At 67.6% G+C, this 17524-nt stretch carries 16 protein-coding genes; 8 read left to right on the top strand and 8 right to left on the bottom strand.

Annotated elements, in window-relative coordinates; all coding sequences use genetic code 11:
- Positions 1–24: 24 nt before the first annotated feature.
- Positions 25–345: a hypothetical protein gene (locus VHC04_RS04330; RefSeq protein WP_325678341.1), complete on the top strand. Its 321-nt coding sequence runs from the start codon at positions 25–27 to the stop codon at positions 343–345.
- 77 nt (positions 346–422) lie between these two features.
- Here the strand turns inward: VHC04_RS04330 and VHC04_RS04335 are convergent, their stop codons facing one another.
- From VHC04_RS04335 to VHC04_RS04355, 5 genes are all read right to left on the bottom strand, one after another.
- Positions 423–1814 carry an MBL fold metallo-hydrolase gene (locus tag VHC04_RS04335; protein ID WP_325678343.1) on the bottom strand — a complete coding sequence of 464 codons (1392 nt, stop codon included), beginning with the start codon at positions 1812–1814 and terminating at the stop codon, positions 423–425.
- Between the two features lie 70 nt (positions 1815–1884).
- Positions 1885–2754: an LOG family protein gene (locus VHC04_RS04340; protein ID WP_325678345.1), complete on the bottom strand. Its 870-nt coding sequence runs from the start codon at positions 2752–2754 to the stop codon at positions 1885–1887.
- Between the two features lie 13 nt (positions 2755–2767).
- Positions 2768–3661: a ParB/RepB/Spo0J family partition protein gene (locus VHC04_RS04345; RefSeq protein WP_325678347.1), complete on the bottom strand. Its 894-nt coding sequence runs from the start codon at positions 3659–3661 to the stop codon at positions 2768–2770.
- Positions 3658–4449: a ParA family protein gene (locus VHC04_RS04350; RefSeq protein ID WP_325678349.1), complete on the bottom strand. Its 792-nt coding sequence runs from the start codon at positions 4447–4449 to the stop codon at positions 3658–3660. Before VHC04_RS04350 ends, VHC04_RS04345 begins: the two co-directional genes overlap by 4 nt.
- 141 nt (positions 4450–4590) lie before the next feature.
- Entirely contained in the window at positions 4591–5802 is a 1212-nt protein-coding gene (locus VHC04_RS04355; protein WP_325678351.1) for a CaiB/BaiF CoA transferase family protein, read from the bottom strand.
- A 173-nt stretch (positions 5803–5975) separates the two neighbouring features.
- On the opposite strand from VHC04_RS04355, the gene VHC04_RS04360 reads away from it, so the two are divergent.
- From VHC04_RS04360 to VHC04_RS04370, 3 genes are all read left to right on the top strand, one after another.
- On the top strand, positions 5976–6236 hold the full coding sequence (locus VHC04_RS04360) for a type II toxin-antitoxin system HicA family toxin (protein WP_408903774.1): 261 nt from the start codon (positions 5976–5978) through the stop codon (positions 6234–6236).
- Positions 6233–6589: a type II toxin-antitoxin system HicB family antitoxin gene (locus VHC04_RS04365; RefSeq protein ID WP_325678355.1), complete on the top strand. Its 357-nt coding sequence runs from the start codon at positions 6233–6235 to the stop codon at positions 6587–6589. Before VHC04_RS04360 ends, VHC04_RS04365 begins: the two co-directional genes overlap by 4 nt.
- A gap of 68 nt (positions 6590–6657) precedes the next feature.
- Positions 6658–7146: a hypothetical protein gene (locus VHC04_RS04370; protein ID WP_325678357.1), complete on the top strand. Its 489-nt coding sequence runs from the start codon at positions 6658–6660 to the stop codon at positions 7144–7146.
- On the opposite strand, the gene VHC04_RS04375 is transcribed toward VHC04_RS04370, so the two are convergent.
- Positions 7077–8405: an LLM class flavin-dependent oxidoreductase gene (locus VHC04_RS04375; protein WP_325678360.1), complete on the bottom strand. Its 1329-nt coding sequence runs from the start codon at positions 8403–8405 to the stop codon at positions 7077–7079. The genes VHC04_RS04370 and VHC04_RS04375 overlap by 70 nt on opposite strands.
- A 74-nt stretch (positions 8406–8479) precedes the next feature.
- Between VHC04_RS04375 and VHC04_RS04380 the strand changes: the two genes are divergently transcribed.
- The 3 genes from VHC04_RS04380 (at position 8480) to VHC04_RS04390 (ending at position 13624) form a co-directional block, all read left to right on the top strand.
- Positions 8480–9226, top strand: a complete 747-nt coding sequence (locus VHC04_RS04380) for an SIR2 family NAD-dependent protein deacylase (RefSeq protein WP_325678362.1) — start codon at positions 8480–8482, stop codon at positions 9224–9226.
- A 190-nt stretch (positions 9227–9416) separates the two neighbouring features.
- The gene (locus VHC04_RS04385) at positions 9417–12587 is read left to right on the top strand and encodes a glycosyltransferase (RefSeq protein ID WP_325678364.1); all 3171 of its coding nucleotides are present in this window, start codon (positions 9417–9419) and stop codon (positions 12585–12587) included.
- A 215-nt stretch (positions 12588–12802) separates the two neighbouring features.
- A complete protein-coding gene (locus VHC04_RS04390; protein ID WP_325678366.1) occupies positions 12803–13624 on the top strand; it encodes a sulfotransferase family protein in 822 nt (273 codons plus the stop codon).
- Between the two features lie 106 nt (positions 13625–13730).
- Here the strand turns inward: VHC04_RS04390 and VHC04_RS04395 are convergent, their stop codons facing one another.
- Both VHC04_RS04395 and VHC04_RS04400 read right to left on the bottom strand, forming a co-directional pair.
- Positions 13731–14897: an acyl-CoA dehydrogenase family protein gene (locus VHC04_RS04395; protein WP_325678368.1), complete on the bottom strand. Its 1167-nt coding sequence runs from the start codon at positions 14895–14897 to the stop codon at positions 13731–13733.
- 28 nt (positions 14898–14925) lie between these two features.
- A complete protein-coding gene (locus VHC04_RS04400; RefSeq protein ID WP_325678370.1) occupies positions 14926–16500 on the bottom strand; it encodes a gamma-glutamyltransferase in 1575 nt (524 codons plus the stop codon).
- A gap of 173 nt (positions 16501–16673) precedes the next feature.
- Here VHC04_RS04400 and VHC04_RS04405 point away from each other — a divergent pair, with 173 nt between their 5' ends.
- A complete protein-coding gene (locus VHC04_RS04405) occupies positions 16674–17393 on the top strand; it encodes an EI24 domain-containing protein (protein WP_325678372.1) in 720 nt (239 codons plus the stop codon).
- The last annotated feature ends 131 nt before the right edge of the window (positions 17394–17524 follow it).

Genomic DNA, 17524 nt, shown 5'->3' on the forward strand with positions numbered 1-17524 from the left:
TGCCGTCGGCTTTTGCGATCCCTCTTGATCTCCGCCGCGCATCAGGTCAGCCTCCATCCCATGGTTGAGCCTGTGAGTCTGAGCCACTATCGCGAGGACCAGCTTTGGGCGGTCATCGCGTCGATCGGACGGACGAGCCGCGTTGCCGCGGTGTTCAGCAGTCGCCTCGCCGCTCAGTCCGACCGGGAATGGCGTGAACAGCAGGTCAAGGATTACGCGAATTTTCTGCGGAGTTCCCGGCGCCCGGCGCCGTTTTACTCGATAAAGCCCATCAAGCGGGCGGAACTGCCCCGATCCTGGCGCCCCCTGCCCGCCCTGGGGTTTCTGCAAGAGAACTTCACGTAGGCCGAGGCACCCCCCGCAAACCGGCGCGGGCCGGCGGCTTGAAAGGCGCCGTGGCGGTGGAGCGCCGCCCCGGCGGCCTAAACCTTGAACGTCTGATGCTGCGTCGGCATCTCCACCCGTCCATTGCCGACCATCGGCGCGAAAGCCGCCATCGCCTTCTCCTCCCCATGCACCAGGAAGGTCGTCCGCACCCCGGCGATCGCGTGGCGCCACGCCAGCAGCTCCGCCTGATCGGCATGCGCGGAAAATCCGTTGATGGTGTGAATCCGCGCCCGCACCGGTATTTCTTCCCCGAACAGATCCACCGACCGGGCACCGTCGATGATCTTGCGGGCGAGCGTGCCCTGCGCGGCGAAACCGACGAAGATGATGCCGGCATCCGGCCGATACAGGTTGTGCTTCAGATGGTGCCGCACCCGTCCGCCGGTACACATGCCTGATCCGGCCATGATGATCGCCCCGCCCACGATGCGGTTGATCGCCATCGATTCCGAGGTCTCGCGGGTGAAGTGCAGGCCAGGTACCGCGAACGGATCCTCTCCACGCGCAAACAGGGCGGCCAGGGTTGAACCATAGCATTCCGGATGCCGCCGGAACACGTCGGTCGCCGAGATGGCCATCGGCGAGTCGAGGAAGACCTGTGTCGACGCCTGCAATCGCCGCGTCGCGACGCCGTCGCGCAGCACAAACAGAATCTCCTGTGCCCGCTCCAGCGCGAAGGTCGGGATGATGACGTTGCCGCCCCGGGCAAAGGTCCCGTGGATGGCGTCGTGAAACTCGTCGAGTGACGCCTTGTAGGGCCGGTGCAGCCGGTCGCCGTACGTCGTCTCCATCACCACGGCGTCGGCACGTGGCGGCGGCGCCGCATCGGCGAGCAGCGGATGCCCCGGGCCGCCGATATCCCCCGAGAACAGCACCGACGCCGAACCCGTGGGCGTCTCCTCCTCCAGCAGGATGCTGGCGGAGCCGAGGATATGGCCGGCATCGAAGAAGGTCGCGCGCAACCCGTCGCCAAGGCGCTTCGCCTCCCGATACGCCACGCTGCCCTCGAACCGGTCCATCGCATCCAGCGCGTCGATCACCGAATACAGCGGCTGCACCTCCGGCCTTTCCTTGCCGTGGCGCTGGGCCCGGCGTGTGGCGCGCCGAGCCTCCTCCTCCTGCAGGTGCGCCGCGTCCAGCATGACGATCCGGGCCAGGTCGCGCGTCGCCGCGGTGGCAATGATGCGGCCGCGGAAGCCCCGCTTCACCAGCAGCGGCAGCCGGCCGCAATGATCGAGATGCGCATGGGTCAGCAGCACCGTGTCGATCGAGGCCGGATCGAAGCCGAACGGTCCGGCATTCTCCTCCTCCACCGCGCGGCCGCCCTGGACCATGCCGCAATCGATCAGGATGCGCTGGCCACGCGCCTCCACGAGATGGCAGGAGCCGGTGACCGTGCGCGCGGCACCGTGGAATGTCAGCTGCATGGACCGGTTCCCTCCGACTACTCTTGCGCGGACTGCCTACCGCGCCCTGGCTGGCCGCACCTGTTCGCGTTTATCGGGTCAGCAGCGGCGTTCCCGCGCGGTCATACCAGGCCAGGATGTCGCTCCAGATGCCGTCGGCGGTCTCGGCGAAGGAAAACAGCGCCGCGTCGGCGGGATCGATCATCCCTTCCTCGACCAGCACATCGGCGTTGAAGACGCGCCGCCAATACGCCTCCCCCACCAGGATGATGGGCAGCGGGGCCAGCTTGCGCGTCTGCACCAGGGTCAGGATCTCGAACAGTTCGTCCAGCGTGCCGTAGCCGCCGGGAAACACCACCAGAGCCCGGGCGCGGAGCACGAAGTGCAGCTTGCGGATCGCGAAGTAGTGGAAGCTGAAGGACAGTTCCGGCGACAGGTACGCGTTCGGTATCTGCTCATGCGGCAGCGTGATGTTCAACCCGATCGACTGGCAGCCATTGTCATGCGCGCCGCGGTTGGCGGCTTCCATGGCACCCGGGCCACCACCGGTCATGATCAGGATGCGCCCGTTCCGGCCGCATTGCGACGCCGCGCCGACGAGGCGGCCGAAGGCGCGGGCGACGTCGTAGAAATGCGCCTTCTCCACCCGGCGTCGCGCGATGGCGCGATCCTGGCGCAGCTCATCGCTATCCGGATCGGCCGCCAGCGCCGCCTCCACGGCAGCCAGGCGCTGCTCCGCCACCGCCGGCTCCATCAGGCGCGTGCCACCGAACACGACGATCGTATGGGCAACATCGTGCTGGCGCAGCAGCAGCTCGGCCTTCAGGTAATCCAGTTGCAGCCGGACACCGCGGGTTTCCGGCTCATGCAGGAAGGCCACATCCTGGACCGCCTCCAGGTAGCTGGGGTGGCGCAGGATCGCCTCGACCATCGCCTCGGCGGTCAGCGGCGGGTCCGCCATCGGCCCGCCGCCTTTACGATTGCAGGGCCACGGCCGGCGTACCGGATTCGCGGGTCAGCCGGTCAACGATATCGTCGAGCTGGTACAGGTCGCTGAAGCTGATGCTGACATCGCCGCCGCCCTTGCGGTTGGTGGTAATGCTGACGCGATACCCGATCGCGTCCGACACCCGCCGCTCCATGTCGCTCAGGTCCAGGCTCTTGCGCTTCGGCGCTGGCGGGGCACCACGGGCGGCGATCTTCTTCGCCACCAGCGCCTCGGTCTGCCGCACCGACATGCCCTGCCGCAGGATCTGGTCCACCAGCGAATCCGGGTCCGGTGCGTTGATCAGCGCGCGAGCATGGCCGGCGGAGAGCGTCCCGTCCCGTACCCTGTCCTTGATCGGGTCCGACAGTTTCAGCAGCCGGACCACGTTGCCGATATGCGCGCGGGACTTGCTGACGGCATAACCCAGCGTCTCATGCGTCAGGTTGAATTCCTCCAGCAGGCGATGGTAGCCCTCGGCCTCCTCCATCGCGTTCAGGTCCTGGCGCTGCAGGTTCTCCACCAGCGCCAATATCGCGGCGTCGCTGTCCGAGGTCTCCCGCAGGATCGACGGGATTTCGGTAAGGCCGGCCAGCACGGCGGCGCGGAACCGGCGTTCGCCGGCGACGATCTGATAGCGTCCGATCGCCTCGGGGCTGGTGCGCAGCAGGATCGGCTGCAGCAGGCCCTGGGTACGGATCGAATCCGCCAGGTTCTGCAACTCCTCCTGATCGAACGCCATGCGCGGCTGGAACGGATTTGCATCGATCTGATCGACCGGCGTCCGGACGACCATCGTGCCCTGGTCCGAATTCGGCCGCAGATTGGCATCGCCGAGCAGCGCGGACAGGCCGCGGCCGAGACGGGGGGGAACTTTGCTCATGACGGACTCGTCTGTTGCTGAATCGTGATGGATTCCTTGCGCATCACCTCCTCGGCCAGCGCCGCATAGGCCTCGGCACCAGCCGACCGCCCATCATAGGTCAGCACCGGCTTGCCATGGCTCGGCGCTTCCGAGACGCGGACGTTGCGGGGGATCATCACGTCGAAAACCCAGTCTCCGAAATGGTCGCGCGCATCCTTCTCCACCAGGCCGGACAGGCTGTTGCGGCGGTCGAACATCGTCAACAGGATGCCGGCCAGCCTCAACCCGGGATTGAAGCGCCGTCGCACGGCCTCAATCGTATGCATCAGCGAGCTGATTCCCTCCAAGGCGAAAAATTCCGCCTGCAAGGGCACGATCACCCCGTTGGCGGCGACCAGCGCGTTCAAGGTCAGCAGGCCCAGGCCGGGCGGACAGTCCAGCAGGATGACCCGATAGCCGGAAAACACCGGCGAGCCGCCCAGCGCCCGCTTCAGGTGGAACTCCCGCTTCTCGGTATTCACCAGCTCGACCTCTGATCCGGCCAGATCGATGTCGGAAGCGATCAGCGACAGGTTCGCCACCTGGGTGGAGCGGATCGTCTCCTTGTCCGGCCGCCCGCTCATGAGCAGCGTGTAGGTGCCGTTGTAGCGCTCGCTGCGCTCCACCCCCAGGCCGGTGGAGGCGTTGCCCTGCGGGTCCATGTCGATCAGTAGCACCGGCACCCCGGCCAGCGCCAGCGCGGCGGACAGGTTCACGGCGGTGGTGGTCTTGCCGACGCCGCCCTTCTGGTTCGCGACGGCAAGCACGAGCGTTCTGGAAATGATGTCCCCCAGGATGAAAGGCAGGATGCCAGGCGGCGACGCCGCGCGCGATCATAGCCGCAGACCCGCCGGGCCGAAACGCCGGTCACCGGACGGCAGCATTGCCGACTTGGATAGGATTTAAAATCAATCTCTTGCGGTGACAACGACGCCGGCGGCCTCCAGCCTCGCCACCTGTTCCGGCGTATATCCGGCCTCCCGCAGCACCGCCTCGGTGTGCTCCCCCATCCGCGGCGACTGCATGCGGATACCCGGCCGGGCCCGTTCGGTGCCGAACTCGATGGGCAGCGCCGGCAGCTTGGCCGGCGTGCCCGTGGGGCCGCCCAGGCGGGAGATCATGACGTCCAGCAGCCCGCCGGTCGCCAGCAGGTGCGGATCGGTGAACAGGTCACCGGGCTGCCCGACCGGCGCCCAGGAGACGTTGGCGCGTTCGCAGCGGGCCTGCACCTCCTGCTGCGGATAGCGGGCGATGGTCTCCTGCAAGGCCGGGATCAGCCAGGACCGTTCGGCCAGCCGCATCACATTGGTGGCCAGGCGCGGATCGGCAGCGAGGTCCTGCAGGCCGAATTCCTCGACGAAGCGGGCCCATTGCTGGTCGGAGGTCACGCCGATGAACAGCTGGCCGTTTCCGGCGGTCTTGAACACCTCATAGATCGCCCAGGCGCCGCGGCGGGCGGGCATCGGCCGAGCCTCCAGCCCGGTGGCGACCATGCCGGCCATGTGGGTGCTCATGAGGAAGGCGGCGCTTTCGAACAGCGCGGAGCTGACCCGCTGGCCCTTGCCGGTGGTATCGCGTTCGCGCAGCGCCGCCTGCACGGCGATCACGCCGAACACCGCGCCCATGATGTCGATGACGGAAGCGCCGGCGCGCAGCGGCTGACCGACCGGGCCGGTCATGAAGGCGAGGCCGGTCTGGAACTGCACCACCTCGTCGAGCGCGGGCCGGTGTTCGTACGGTCCGGCGAGGTAGCCTTTCAGCGCCAGGTAGATCAGCCGCTCATTCAGTGGACCCAGCGTGTCGTAGCCGCAGCCCAGGCGTTCCATGGTGCCGGGGCCGTAGTTTTCCAGCACGATATCGACCGTCGGCACCAGCGCGCGGATCACCGCCTGGCCCTCCGGCTTCTTCAGGTCGACGGCCAGGCTGCGCTTGTTGCGGCTGAACGCGGCGAAGAAGCCGGCGGCGAACCCGCCCAGGCCGCGGGTGTGGTCGCCTTTCGGCACCGGTTCCACCTTGATCACGTCGGCACCCAGCTCCGCCAGGATCAGCCCGGCGGTCGGACCCATGACGGTGTGGCTGAATTCCAGGACACGGAGTCCGGCAAGCGGCGTTGCGGACACTCAGGCGGCCCCTTGGTGCATCAGGTTGATCATCGCGGTCCATCGTGTGGCGGAGCGGCCGAGTATAGGCGTCTTGGCCACCGGACGGAACGGTGGCGCGTGGGCGGGACGATGGACGGGGTGACGGGCGCGGGCAGGGTCCCGCTTGAAAATGGTATCAGATACTGATACCATTGCGCGTGAAAAAGCGCCACCAAGCCACGCTGGAACGGATTTACGCCCGCCCGGTGAACGGGTCGATCCGCTGGGCTGACATCGAGGCATTGTTCGTGGCTCTTGGCGCGGAGATCAGCGAACGGGAGGGATCTCGAATAGGTGTCTTCCTGTTCGGAGAGGTTCGCGTCTTTCACCGTCCGCACCCGTCGCCGGATACGGACAAGGGCGCCATCGCCAGTATCCGCAAGTGGTTGGACCAATACGGAGTGAAGCCATGAACAATGTCGTCGAGATCGATGGCGAGAAGGCGGTCATCGCCTTCGATCCAGAGATCCGGATGCTGCGCGGTGAGTTTGTCGGTTTGAATGGCAGCGCTGACTTCTATGCGGAAAACGTCCATGACCTGATCGCGGAAGGCCGCAAATCCCTGGCCGTCTATCTGGACATGTGCCGGGAGAAGCGCATCGAGCCGCGCCGGACATTCTCCGGCAGGTTCAACGTCCGTCTCAGCCCCGATGACCATGCGGCAGCGGTCATCGCGGCAGCGGCGGCTGGCAAGAGCCTCAACGAGTGGATCGTGGGGGCGATCCGGGATGCAGCCGAGACCGATCACCCGCGCCCGAAGGCATGAACCAGGTCTCCGTTCCGTTCTCGTGACGGCTTCGCCTATATCGTCACGCGCGCGAGCAGGCTGGGAGAATGGTAGTTGCTCACTTTGAAAGTGCGAAGCTTGAGACACCTTCGGTTTCACGAAACAAATACATCCGAGGCCAGTTCGGCTTGTTCGCAGCCGCGTCGATCATCACAGCCGCCTGCCAGGAGGCTGATGATCAACTTATTGTCGGCATGCAACGCCATCCAGGTCTACCGGTCGCCAGCGCCGTCCGGCGCAACTTTCGCCTTGGCGACATTCTTCCGCTTGGCATGAATGAAGGACCAGATTTCGTCGCACTGCACCTGCTTGGAGCGGACGTTGCCGATCTCCCGATAGAATGTATCGCACGCTTTCTAGCTTCCATAAGCGGATTCACCACCGTTCCGGGCGACACGTCCGCCACGCACGCGATGGATATCCTCGACGATACTCCCCGATTCCCCGTCTGCTCGACCAGTCTTCGTCACTCCGGAAAGAACCGGTTCCTCGGCCGCGGCAGCCCCAGATTCTCCCGCAGCGTCGTGCCCTCATAGTCGGTGCGGAACAGGCCGCGCCGTTGCAGCTCCGGCACCACCATGGTGACGAAGTCGTCCAGCCCGCCCGGCACATACGGGAACATCACGTTGAAGCCGTCGCAGGCGTCGGTGAACAGCCATTCCTCCATCGTGTCGGCGATCTGCGCCGGCGTGCCGACCATCGACAGCCCGCCATACCCCCCGACGATCTGCGCCAGCTGCCGCACCGTCAGATTGTCCCGCCGCGCGCGGTCGATCACCCGCTGGCGCCCCGACTTGCTCTGGTTGGTTTCCGGAATGTCGGGCAACGGTCCGTCCAGGTCGAACTGCGACGCATCGGTGCCCAGCGCGATAGACAGGGAGGCGATGCCGCTGTCCGGATGCACAAGGCTGTCCAGCAGGTCCTTCTTCCGTTGCGCCTCCTGCGTCGTCTCGCCCACGACGACCAGCGCGCCGGGCAGGATCTTCAGATGGTCCGGATCGCGCCCCAGCGCCGGCATGCGGCCCTTCACATCGGCATAGAAATCGCGGGCACCGGCGATCGGGCCGCCGGCGGCGAACACCATCTCGGCCGTTTCGGCGGCGATCTGCTTGCCGGCCTCCGACGCGCCGGCCTGCACGATCACCGGCCAGCCCTGCACCGGCCGGGCATGGTTCAGCGGCCCGCGGACCCTGAAATGCCTGCCCTTGTGGTTCAGCACGTGCAGCCGGTCGGGGTCGAAGAAGATGCCGCTTTCCTGGTCGCGCTTCCACGCATCGTCCGCCCAGCTGTCCCAAAGCCCGGTGACCACGTCGTAGAACTCGCGCCCGCGCTCATAGCGCTCGCCATGCTCGACATGCTCATCCAGGCCGAAATTCAGCGCCGCGTCGGGGTTCGACGTCGTCACCAGGTTCCAGCCCGCGCGACCGTTGCTGATATGGTCCAGCGAGGCGAATTTGCGGGCGATATGATACGGATCGTTGAAGGTGGTGGAGGCGGTGGCGATCAGCCCCAGCCGCTCCGTCACCACCGCCAGCGCCGGCAGCAGGGTCAGCGGATCGAAGGAGGTGTTGGTGGCGCTGCGCATCAGCGCGTTCATCGGCATGTTCAGCACCGCCAGGTGGTCGGCCATGAAGAACGCATCGAACCGGCCGCGCTCCAGCGTCCGGGCGAATCGCGCCAAGTGCTTGAAATTGAAGTTCGCGTCCGGATACGCGCCGGGATAGCGCCACCAGGCGGTGTGGATTCCCACCGGGCGCATGAACGCGCCCAACCGCAACATCTTCCGCTCCGCCATGTCCGTACCCCTGACTTCCGGCCTGAACGGTGGCTAATATGGGGGCGCCGCCCCAAGCCGTAAGGACCAGCCGCATGGACGCAGAACAGGTCGAGCTTGCCCGGATGATCCGGGATGCGGATCGGATCGTGCTGTTCACCGGCGCCGGCATCAGCACGGAATCCGGCATCCCGGATTTCCGCAGCCCCGGCGGCGTCTGGACCAAGCAGCGGCCCATCGACTTCTCCGACTTCATGCGCTCCGACGCCGCTCGGCGCGAATCATGGCGCCGCCGGTTCGAGATGGAGGAGACATGGCGCATGGCCACCCCCAACCGCGGCCACCGCGCGGTGGCGGAGCTGATCCGGTCGGGCAAGGCATCCTGCGTCATCACCCAGAACATCGACGGGCTGCACCAGGATTCCGGCATCCCAGACAGCAAGGTGATCGAGCTGCACGGCAACACCACCTATGCCCACTGCCTGGATTGCGGCACCCGCTATGAGATCGAGGCGCTGCGCGTGGATTTCGAACAGGACGGGATCGTGCCCCATTGCGCCTGCGGCGGCTGGGTGAAGACCGCCACCATCTCCTTCGGTCAGTCGATGCCGGTGGAGGCGATGCGGCTGGCGGAGCGGGAGACACTGATGGCCGACCTGTTCATCTCGCTGGGTTCCTCCCTGGTCGTCTATCCCGCCGCCGGCTTTCCGGAACTGGCAAAGCGGAACGGCGCCAGGCTGGCCATCGTGAACCTGCAGCCGACCGGGCTGGATGAGATCGCCGACCTGGTGCTGAACCAGCCGATCGGGGAGACGATGGGCGCGGCGGTGGGAGTCGACTGAGCAGGCATTGCGAGCCTCGTTTCAACCCTCGATTACGGATTGACACGCACCACGGACGCCCGTTACGGTTGTATTAACCTGCGATGAGCAACCTCCAGTAACGGTCGGTCCGACAGAACCGTGCCGCGGTCGGCAACCCGGTCGCCGCGCCCACACCCGGCCGTGTCGCTGCCGTGACGATCCTCGCCGGTTGGATACCGGTCCCGATGAGGCACTTCCCCAGCGGGACGTGGCGTCCAAGGGCAGTCCCGGTGAAGGCGTGGAGCGAGGCATGAACGGCAAGCGGGCGCGGATCTGTCTGGTTACCGAGGAATTATCCTACGGCAAGGGCACCGGCGGGATCGGCGGGGCATTTCACGAACTGGCGCTGGCGCTGCGGCACGCCGGGCATCATGTCGATATCGTCTACATTCCCGAAAGCGGCGCTCCACCGGCCGACATGATCGCCTATTACGGTGCGCACGGCATCCGCCTGCTGGATCCGAAGCTGGCGGACCAGGTCTGGGAGCCGTTCACCTATGAGAAGCGGTCCTACGCCATCTTCCGCATCCTGGCCGGGATCGAGGAGCCGTATGATTTCATCCATTTCCACGATTATCGCGGCCTGGGCTACGCGACCGTCGCCGCCAAGAGCCAGGGGCTGGGCTTTGCCGACACGACGCTGGTGGTGCAGGCCCATGGACCGACGCGCTGGGCCATGGAAGCCAACGACTATCCCCTGCTGCATGAGGACCAGCTGAAGATCGACCAGCTGGAGCGCGAGTCCGTTGCGCGAGCGGACGTTCTGGTCAGTCCCAGCGCCTATATGCTGACCTGGATGGAGGAGCACGGGTGGCGGATGCCGCCGGAAAGCCGCAGGCGCGTGCTGCAGAATATCTGCACCCATCTGACCGGCGTGCTGCCCGGGCGTCCCCGCCGCGCGGCCGGAATCCCCGCGAATGAAATCATCTATTTTGCCAGGCATGAGGAACGCAAGGGCATCGTACAGTTCTGCGACGCGCTGGACCTGCTGAAGGACGAGCTGGCCGCGGCCGATGTGCGGGTTACCTTCCTGGGCGGGTTCAGCGTCATCAACGGCGAGCCTTCGGCACTGTATCTGACTCGGCGGTCGCGACACTGGCAGTTCCGGATGCGGATCATGCCGGACTGCGACCGGATCGCCGCCGGCCGCTACCTGGCGGAGAATGAACGCTCCGTCGTCGTGGTCGCCTCGCGCTTCGAGAACAGCCCCTATGCCGTGGTGGAGGCGGCGGTGGCCGGCAAGCCGCTGATCTGCTCGAACGGCGGCGGCACGCCGGAACTGCTGAACCCGGCCCTGATCCCGGTGCTGACCTGCGAAATGACGCGCCAGGGCCTGGCCGCGCGCCTGTCGGAAGCCGTCGCCAGCGGCCTGCCGCCCGCCCGGCTGGCCATCGCCCCGGCGGAAACCGCGCGGCAATGGCTCGACTTCCACGCCAACCCGCCGGCATCCGCCCCGCGCACCGCCCGGAAGCCGGCGGCGCGGCGGCCGCGGGTGACCGCCGCCATTACCCATTTTGAACGACCGGCCAAGCTGTACGACGCGCTGATGTCGCTGGCCATGCAGACCTATCCGGCGATCGAGATCCTGGTGGTCGACGACGGCTCCCGCGATCCGGCGACCTTGCAGGCGCTCGACCGCCTGCAGCCCCTGCTGTCGCGCCTCGGTGCGCGCCTGGTCCGTCAGGAGAACAGATATCTCGGCGCCGCGCGCAACACCGCCATGCGCGAAAGCCGCTCGGATTACCTGCTGTTCCTGGACGACGACGACATCGCGCTGCCCAACCTGGTATCCACGCTGGTGACCGCCGCCGAAACGACAGGGGCGGACATCGTCAACTGCCTGTATCTGTACATGAACGAGGCGCGCCGGCATGAGGCGCATGGCAGCCCGGAACTGTTCCGCGAGAAGATCAGCCATATCGTCGGCGGTGGGCCGCTGGCCGCGACACCGTTCGACAATGTGTTCGGTGGCGCAACCGCCCTGATCCGCCGCACCGCGCTGGACCGGCTGGGCGGCTACACCGAGGCCTACGGCGTCGGCTTCGAGGATTTCGAGCTGTACACGAAGGCGGCGCAGGCCGGGATGCGGATCGAGGTGTGTCCCCTGCCCCTGCTGCTGTACGAGACCGGCCGGCCCAGCATGATCTCGGGAACCTCCCGCTTGCGCAACTGGAACCGGGTGCTGCGCGCCATCGACGTGGCGCAACAGCCGCGGGCCTGGAAGGATGTCGTGTCGGTCGTCGCCGGCAGCCGCGCGCAGGAGCACAACCGGAACTACTTCCTGTGGTGGATGTCGCAGCAGCCCGAGGCGGTGCTGTTGCACCGGATCGCCGATGAGCCGGTGACGACGGCCGCCTACGCCGGCCTGGTGCAGGAATACGCCCTGGCCCGCAAGGCACCCGCCATGGCCGATGCGATGCGCATCCTTGCCGCGGAGCGGGCGGCCCGCAGCGAGTCCGTGCCGCCGGTCCTGATGCCGCCGCTGGCCCCGCGGACCCGGGCCGAGGCGGAGCCGGCGGCGGAACTCGACGTGGTGCTGCTGGGCGCGCTGATCGACCTGTCGACCGGGCGCCTGGACGATGCGATCACCGGCTTCCTTCGCACCTGGAGCCGTGAGCCGGAGCAGCAGCCCACGCATGGCCAGGTGCGCTTTCTGAAGGCGCTGGTGCGCGACCCGGCATTGAGCGCGATGCAGGCATCCACCGTGCTGCGGGTGCTGGAGCAGAAGGTCCTGGAACTGGACGGTCTGCGGGAGATGATGCCGCTGATGTTCCGCCTCGCGCTGGCGGCGCGCGACGCCACCACCGCGCTGCGCTGCCTGGAACAGGCGCGGATCGTCGACGAGACCACCTACCTCGCGAGCCACCCCGCCGTGCAGGACGCCGTGGCGGCCGGCGACGTGTCGTCCGGGCTCGCGCACTGGATGCATGCCGGCGATAGCGCGGATCCGGCGGCGTTCCCGCTGCTGCGGGCCCTGCGCGTGGCGTTGCAGTCCGCCCTGGGGGTGGAGGTCGCGATCGGGTCGTTGCGGCACTATATCGGCCTGCTGGCCCAGGGCGGCAATGGCCCGGTGAGCGACGGCTCAAGGAGCCATCACCAAGGGGGCCGCGACCAGGGAAGCCATCACCTAAGGGGCCGCGACCAGGGGGGTTCCGACCAGGGGGGTTCCGACCAGGGGAGTTCCGACCAAGGGGGTTCCGACCGGGGCGGCCGCGGCCGGACCGTCCCGCGGGCGGCAGGCGCCGTCCGGGCTGGCTTGTCCGCGGCTTCGGTCGCTCGACCCATGGTCGGCCAGCCGGTCAACGACCACGGCCGGCAGGCGGCCATCGGTGCCGACTGATACCAGGGCGGCATCGATGCCGGCCGCTGCGCCGCTCCTTCCCGTCATGGCGGGCCCGCGCCGGTCATCCACCCTTTGCCGCAAGGGCACGGCCGCGGGATCGGATGCGCGGCGGAAAGCCCGGGACGGCGGGTCTGCGGCCGCCATGACGGCGGGACGCGCGATGAGCCAGACTCCGCGCCAGCTCGTATGACAGGACAGGACCTGAAGCGATCGTGCCGAACGAAACCAATATCGCCCGCCCGCTCACCCTGATCGGACTTGGCCGGTCCGGAACGACGCTGCTGGAAGCCTGTTTCAACCGCCATCCGCAGATCCAGACACTGAACGAAACCAGCGGCCTGATCTTCGGCGTCGCGGCGGGCGCGTTCGAATCGGCCTTGCCCTCGAAGGAACGCTTCAGCGACCCTTACGCCTTTGCCGGGGCGGCGATCCGCACCACGCTGATGGCGCTGGAACCGTCCGACCGGCTGTTCTGGTTCCACAAGCCCGGCGGGCTGCCGAAGCTGATCAGCTGGGTCTGGCAGGACGGCCGCAAGACCCCGACCGGTTTCCCGGTGGAATGGTACTGGCGCGTGATGAAATCCGCCTTTCCGCGATCATTGTTCATCACCAGCCTGCGCAATCCCTGGGATGTGGTGCTGTCCTGGGAGCGCTATATCGGCTGGCGGCAGCAGGATGTCTGGCATGACGTCGCGGACGTCTATGACATGCTGGACACCGGATTCGCCGATATCGGCGCCCTGGTCTTCTTCGAGGACCTGATCACGCAGCCGGAACAGACCCTGCGGGCCATACTGTCACTGGCCGGCGTCCCCTTCGACGACGCGGTCCTGGCCGGGTTTGCCCAGCCGCAGGCGCTGAAACCTGGCGACCAGCCCCGCGCGCACCATCGGGAGGATTGGGACCGCTGCGAACCCCCGCCGATCACCGAGGACGGGCGGGAGCGCATCATGCGGGTCTGGCGCGCGGCGGGACGGTCCTTCGGCTCCCCGCCGCGATTCGCCGACCTGTTCCCGTTCGATGCGAGCGCGTAGCGCACGCCTTCCGCAACCGCCGGCCTCAGGCGATCGCGCTTTAACCTCTTTGATTCGAGAGCGCGATTCACGCCTTCCAACCGCCGGCTTCAGGCGATCGCGCTCTCTAGTAGGACTTCGGCAGGTCCAGTACCCGTTCGGCGATATAGCACAGCACCAGCTCGCGGCTGACCGGCGCCAGGCGTGGCAGGACGCTTTCGCGGAACAGCCGCTCGACATGGTATTCCTGCGCGTAGCCCATGCCGCCATGCGTCATCACCGCCTGCTCCGCCGCCCGGAACCCGGCCTCGGCGCCCAGGTATTTCGCGGCATTCGCCTCGGCGCCGCATTCTTGACCGTTGTCGTACAGCCAGGCCGCCTTCATCATCACCAGGTTGGCCGCTTCCAGCTCCGCCCAGTTCTTCGCCAGCGGGTGCTGCACGCCCTGGTTCTGGCCGATCGGCCGGTTGAAGACCACGCGTTCGCGGGCGTAACGCGTGGCCCGAGCCAGGGCGGCGCGGCCGATGCCGATGGCTTCGGCGGCGATCAGGACCCGTTCCGGGTTCAGACCGTGCAGCAGCGCCTTGAACCCCTCGCCCTCCTCACCGATCCGGTTCTCCACCGGCACGCGCATATCCTCGAAGAACACCATGTTCGAATCGACAGCGTGACGGCCCATCTTGTGGATCAACCGGACCTCGGCGGCGGACCGGTCCAGGTCCGTATAGAACAGCGTCATGCCGTGCGACTTGCGCTTCACCTTGTCCAGCGGCGTGGTGCGCGCCAGCAGCAGGATCTTGTTCGCCACCTGCGCGGTGGAGGTCCAGATCTTGGTGCCGTTGATCCGGTAGTGGTCGCCATGCCGCTCGGCGCGGGTGGTGATCTCGGTCGTGTTCAGGCCGGCATTGGGTTCGGTGACGCCGAAGCAGGTCTTGTCCTTGCCCTGGATGATCGGCGGCAGCATGCGCCGCTTCTGTTCCTCGGTGCCGTACACCACGACCGGGTTCAGGCCGAAGATGTTCATGTGGATGGCGCTGGCGCCGCTCATGGCCGCGCCGGACTCGGCCACCGCCTGCGCCATCACCGCCGCCTCGCTGATCCCCAGCCCGGCGCCGCCATAGGCTTCCGGCATGGCGATGCCCAGCCAGTTGCCGGCCGCCATCGCATCATAGAACGCGGTAGGGAACGTCGCCTCGTTCTCGTGCCTCAGCCAATAGCCTTCATCGAAGCGGGTGCACAGGCGCAGGATCTCGTCGCGGATCTGCTGCTGGACGTCGGAAAGTGAAAAATCCATCGGACGGCCCTTTCGGGGAGTGTGTTGCTTATGCCTGGCGGATGGCGGCCGACCACGGCGAGGCGGCGTCGCTGATTCCCTGCCGCGTGCCGTCGGCGCCCTGCGCGATCATGTTCGGGCAGGCGAAGTTGATCGGCATCACCCCGTGCTCCACCACCTCGGTCGGCCCGTCCTGGCGCAGCGCCTCGATCACCTCCGGCGCCAGGCGGCGGTCGGCGGATACGTGATCCGGCCCGGAGACGTCGATGCGCGGGTGATGCGCCGCCTGGTCCAGGCTCATGCCGAAATCGGCGACGAAGGTCATCATCTGGGTCACCGCCGCCAGGATGCGCCGCCCGCCAGAGGCGCCGGCCGCCAGCCAGGGCCGGTCGCCATCCTTCAGAATGATCGGCGACATGTTGGTCAGCGGGCGCTTGCCGCCGGCGATCGAGTTGGCCTGATTCGGCCGCGGATCGAACCACATCACGCCATTGTTCAGCAGGATGCCGGTTTGCGGCAGCACCACCCGGCTGCCCATGGAGGACAGCAGGGTCGTGGTCATCGCCACCATCGTCCCTTCCTGGTCGCAGACGGTCAGGTGGGTGGTGCAGGTCTCGGCGGCCAGCGGATCGGCATCGCCCAGCCCGGCCAGGCGTTCGGCATAGGCGGTCTTCATCGCCCGTGCCAGCGCGACATACCAGGCCGCGTCGGGATGCTTGCCGTACGGCGCGTCGCGCATCTGCTCCAGCACCCGCGCCATGGTCGGCGCCGCGGTCAGGCCGCCGGCGGTCTGCAAGGTGCGGCCGCGCCACTGCACGTCGGTTGCCGGCAGCACGCGGGCCTGGCACTGCCGGAGGTCTTCCGCCGACAGCACGCCGCCCATCGCCTTCACGTCCGCCGCCAGCGCGGCGGCAACCTCCCCCTCATACTGGTCGCGCAGGCCGGCTCGGCCGAGCTGCTCCAGCGTGTCCTGCAGGCGGCCAAGGCGGAAGAAGCCCGGCGTGCCCTGATAGGGCGCGATGGGCGGCAGGCCGTTGGGCAGGTAGATGCGGGCGCTTTCCTCATAGTTCCGCAGCACGGCGGCCGAGGCGGCCACCTTCAGGGTGGTGTACCAGTCCTGCGGCAGCCCCCGGCGCGCCAGGGCGATGGCCGGCGCGATCACCTCGGACAGCGGCAGCTTGCCCCAGGCGGCGTGCATATGGGCATAGCCGGCGGTCGCCGAGGGAATCGCGAAGGACAGCGGGCCGTGGATGTTGGTGTCCCCCTCCACCTCGGGCCACGCGAACAAGTCCTGCGTCGTGCGGCCGGTCAGCTTGAACAGGGACGGGTTCAACGCGCGCGGCGCGACCGGCCCGAAATCCACCACCTCGGCCCTGGCCTGCCCGGCGCGGTGCACCAGCGCGAAACCGATGCCGCCCAGGCCGGAGTTCCAGGGTTCGACCGCCGCCAGCGCCAGAGCGGTGGCCACCGCCGCGTCGATCGCGTTGCCGCCGGCATCCAGCACCGCGACGCCCGCCTCCGCGGCGCTGGACGCCTGAGAGACGACGATGCCGCGCCGGCCGGTGGCCGACGGCTTTGTCAAAGTCCAGTTCTGGGTGACGTGCGGCGACGGCGTGTATGGCATGGTTTCCTCGGACGTCCGCTTGGGATGGTCGGGAGCATAATCCCTTCCGCGCCCGCGTCGACCCATGCCGGCGGCAGGACGAGCCCGTTCAGCACGAGCCGGCGGGTGGCCAATCCGTTACTGGCCAATCCGTTACTGGTAAGCCGGCCCGGAGTCGCGGTAACGAGGCTGGCATGGCTCCTCCCCCCTCCGCCTCGCCATTCGCGCCCGTCATGCGGGCCCTGGCGCAGCTCGACGACCCGGTGTTCCTGGGCGTGCTGGTCCGCTGCGTCGCCTGGTCGGTGGTCTGCTTCGTGGCCCTCTACGCGGGGGCGATTGCGACGGCACACTGGTTGTTGAACCTGCACGGCTGGCTGGCCTGGATGGCGGACCTGTTGGGCTCGATCGGCGCCGCGCTGCTGGCGTTCTGGCTGTTCCTGCCGGTCGCCGCCGCCATCGGCACGCTGTATTTCGACCGCATCGCCTTCGCGGTGGAGCGCCGCTACTATCCGTGGCTGCCGCCGCCGCATGCCGCGCCGCTGCTGGAACAGGTCTGGGACGGGCTGGCTGTGGCGCTGCGCGTGCTGGCGATGAACATCGTGGCGCTGGTGCTGGCGCTGCTGATCCCCGGCGTCGGGCTGGTGCTGGGCTGGATGGTGGCCGCCTATGCCATCGGGCGCGGCCTGTTCGTCGCGGTGGCGATGCGCCGGATGCCGCGGGAGTCGGCTGAAAGCCTCTACCAGGCCCGCCGCTGGAGCGTGCTGCTGACCGGCGGCGTGCTGGCGCTGGCAGCCTATGTCCCCCTGGCGAACCTGCTGATCCCGGTGGTCGGGGTGGCGGCGATGGTGCATGTGCTGGACGCCGCCATGGCCGCCGCCCCGATGCCCCGCTCGGCGCCGCCGAGACCGGTTTGATTGCGTAGCGACCGGAACAGGGCGTTGTTCGTCCACATGAGGCTATGGTAGGCAAACCGCCGTTCCAACCGGGGCACATGCATTGTTCAAACGCAAGAAGCCGATTGACGTGACGGCAGACAGGCCGGAAA

It is taken from the genome of Rhodopila sp., from assembly GCF_035548095.1.
GTDB lineage: Bacteria > Pseudomonadota > Alphaproteobacteria > Acetobacterales > Acetobacteraceae > Rhodopila.

Bases quoted from the DNA above. Each gene is read 5' to 3' on its own strand.
- VHC04_RS04335 (WP_325678343.1), bottom strand. From the start codon at position 1,814: ATGCAGCTGACATTCCACGGTGCCGCGCGCACGGTCACCGGCTCCTGC.
- VHC04_RS04340 (WP_325678345.1), bottom strand. From the start codon at position 2,754: ATGGCGGACCCGCCGCTGACCGCCGAGGCGATGGTCGAGGCGATCCTG.
- VHC04_RS04345 (WP_325678347.1), bottom strand. From the start codon at position 3,661: ATGAGCAAAGTTCCCCCCCGTCTCGGCCGCGGCCTGTCCGCGCTGCTC.
- VHC04_RS04365 (WP_325678355.1), top strand. From the start codon at position 6,233: ATGAACAATGTCGTCGAGATCGATGGCGAGAAGGCGGTCATCGCCTTC.
- VHC04_RS04370 (WP_325678357.1), top strand. From the start codon at position 6,658: ATGGTAGTTGCTCACTTTGAAAGTGCGAAGCTTGAGACACCTTCGGTT.
- VHC04_RS04375 (WP_325678360.1), bottom strand. From the start codon at position 8,405: ATGGCGGAGCGGAAGATGTTGCGGTTGGGCGCGTTCATGCGCCCGGTG.
- VHC04_RS04380 (WP_325678362.1), top strand. From the start codon at position 8,480: ATGGACGCAGAACAGGTCGAGCTTGCCCGGATGATCCGGGATGCGGAT.
- VHC04_RS04395 (WP_325678368.1), bottom strand. From the start codon at position 14,897: ATGGATTTTTCACTTTCCGACGTCCAGCAGCAGATCCGCGACGAGATC.
- VHC04_RS04400 (WP_325678370.1), bottom strand. From the start codon at position 16,500: ATGCCATACACGCCGTCGCCGCACGTCACCCAGAACTGGACTTTGACA.
- VHC04_RS04405 (WP_325678372.1), top strand. From the start codon at position 16,674: ATGGCTCCTCCCCCCTCCGCCTCGCCATTCGCGCCCGTCATGCGGGCC.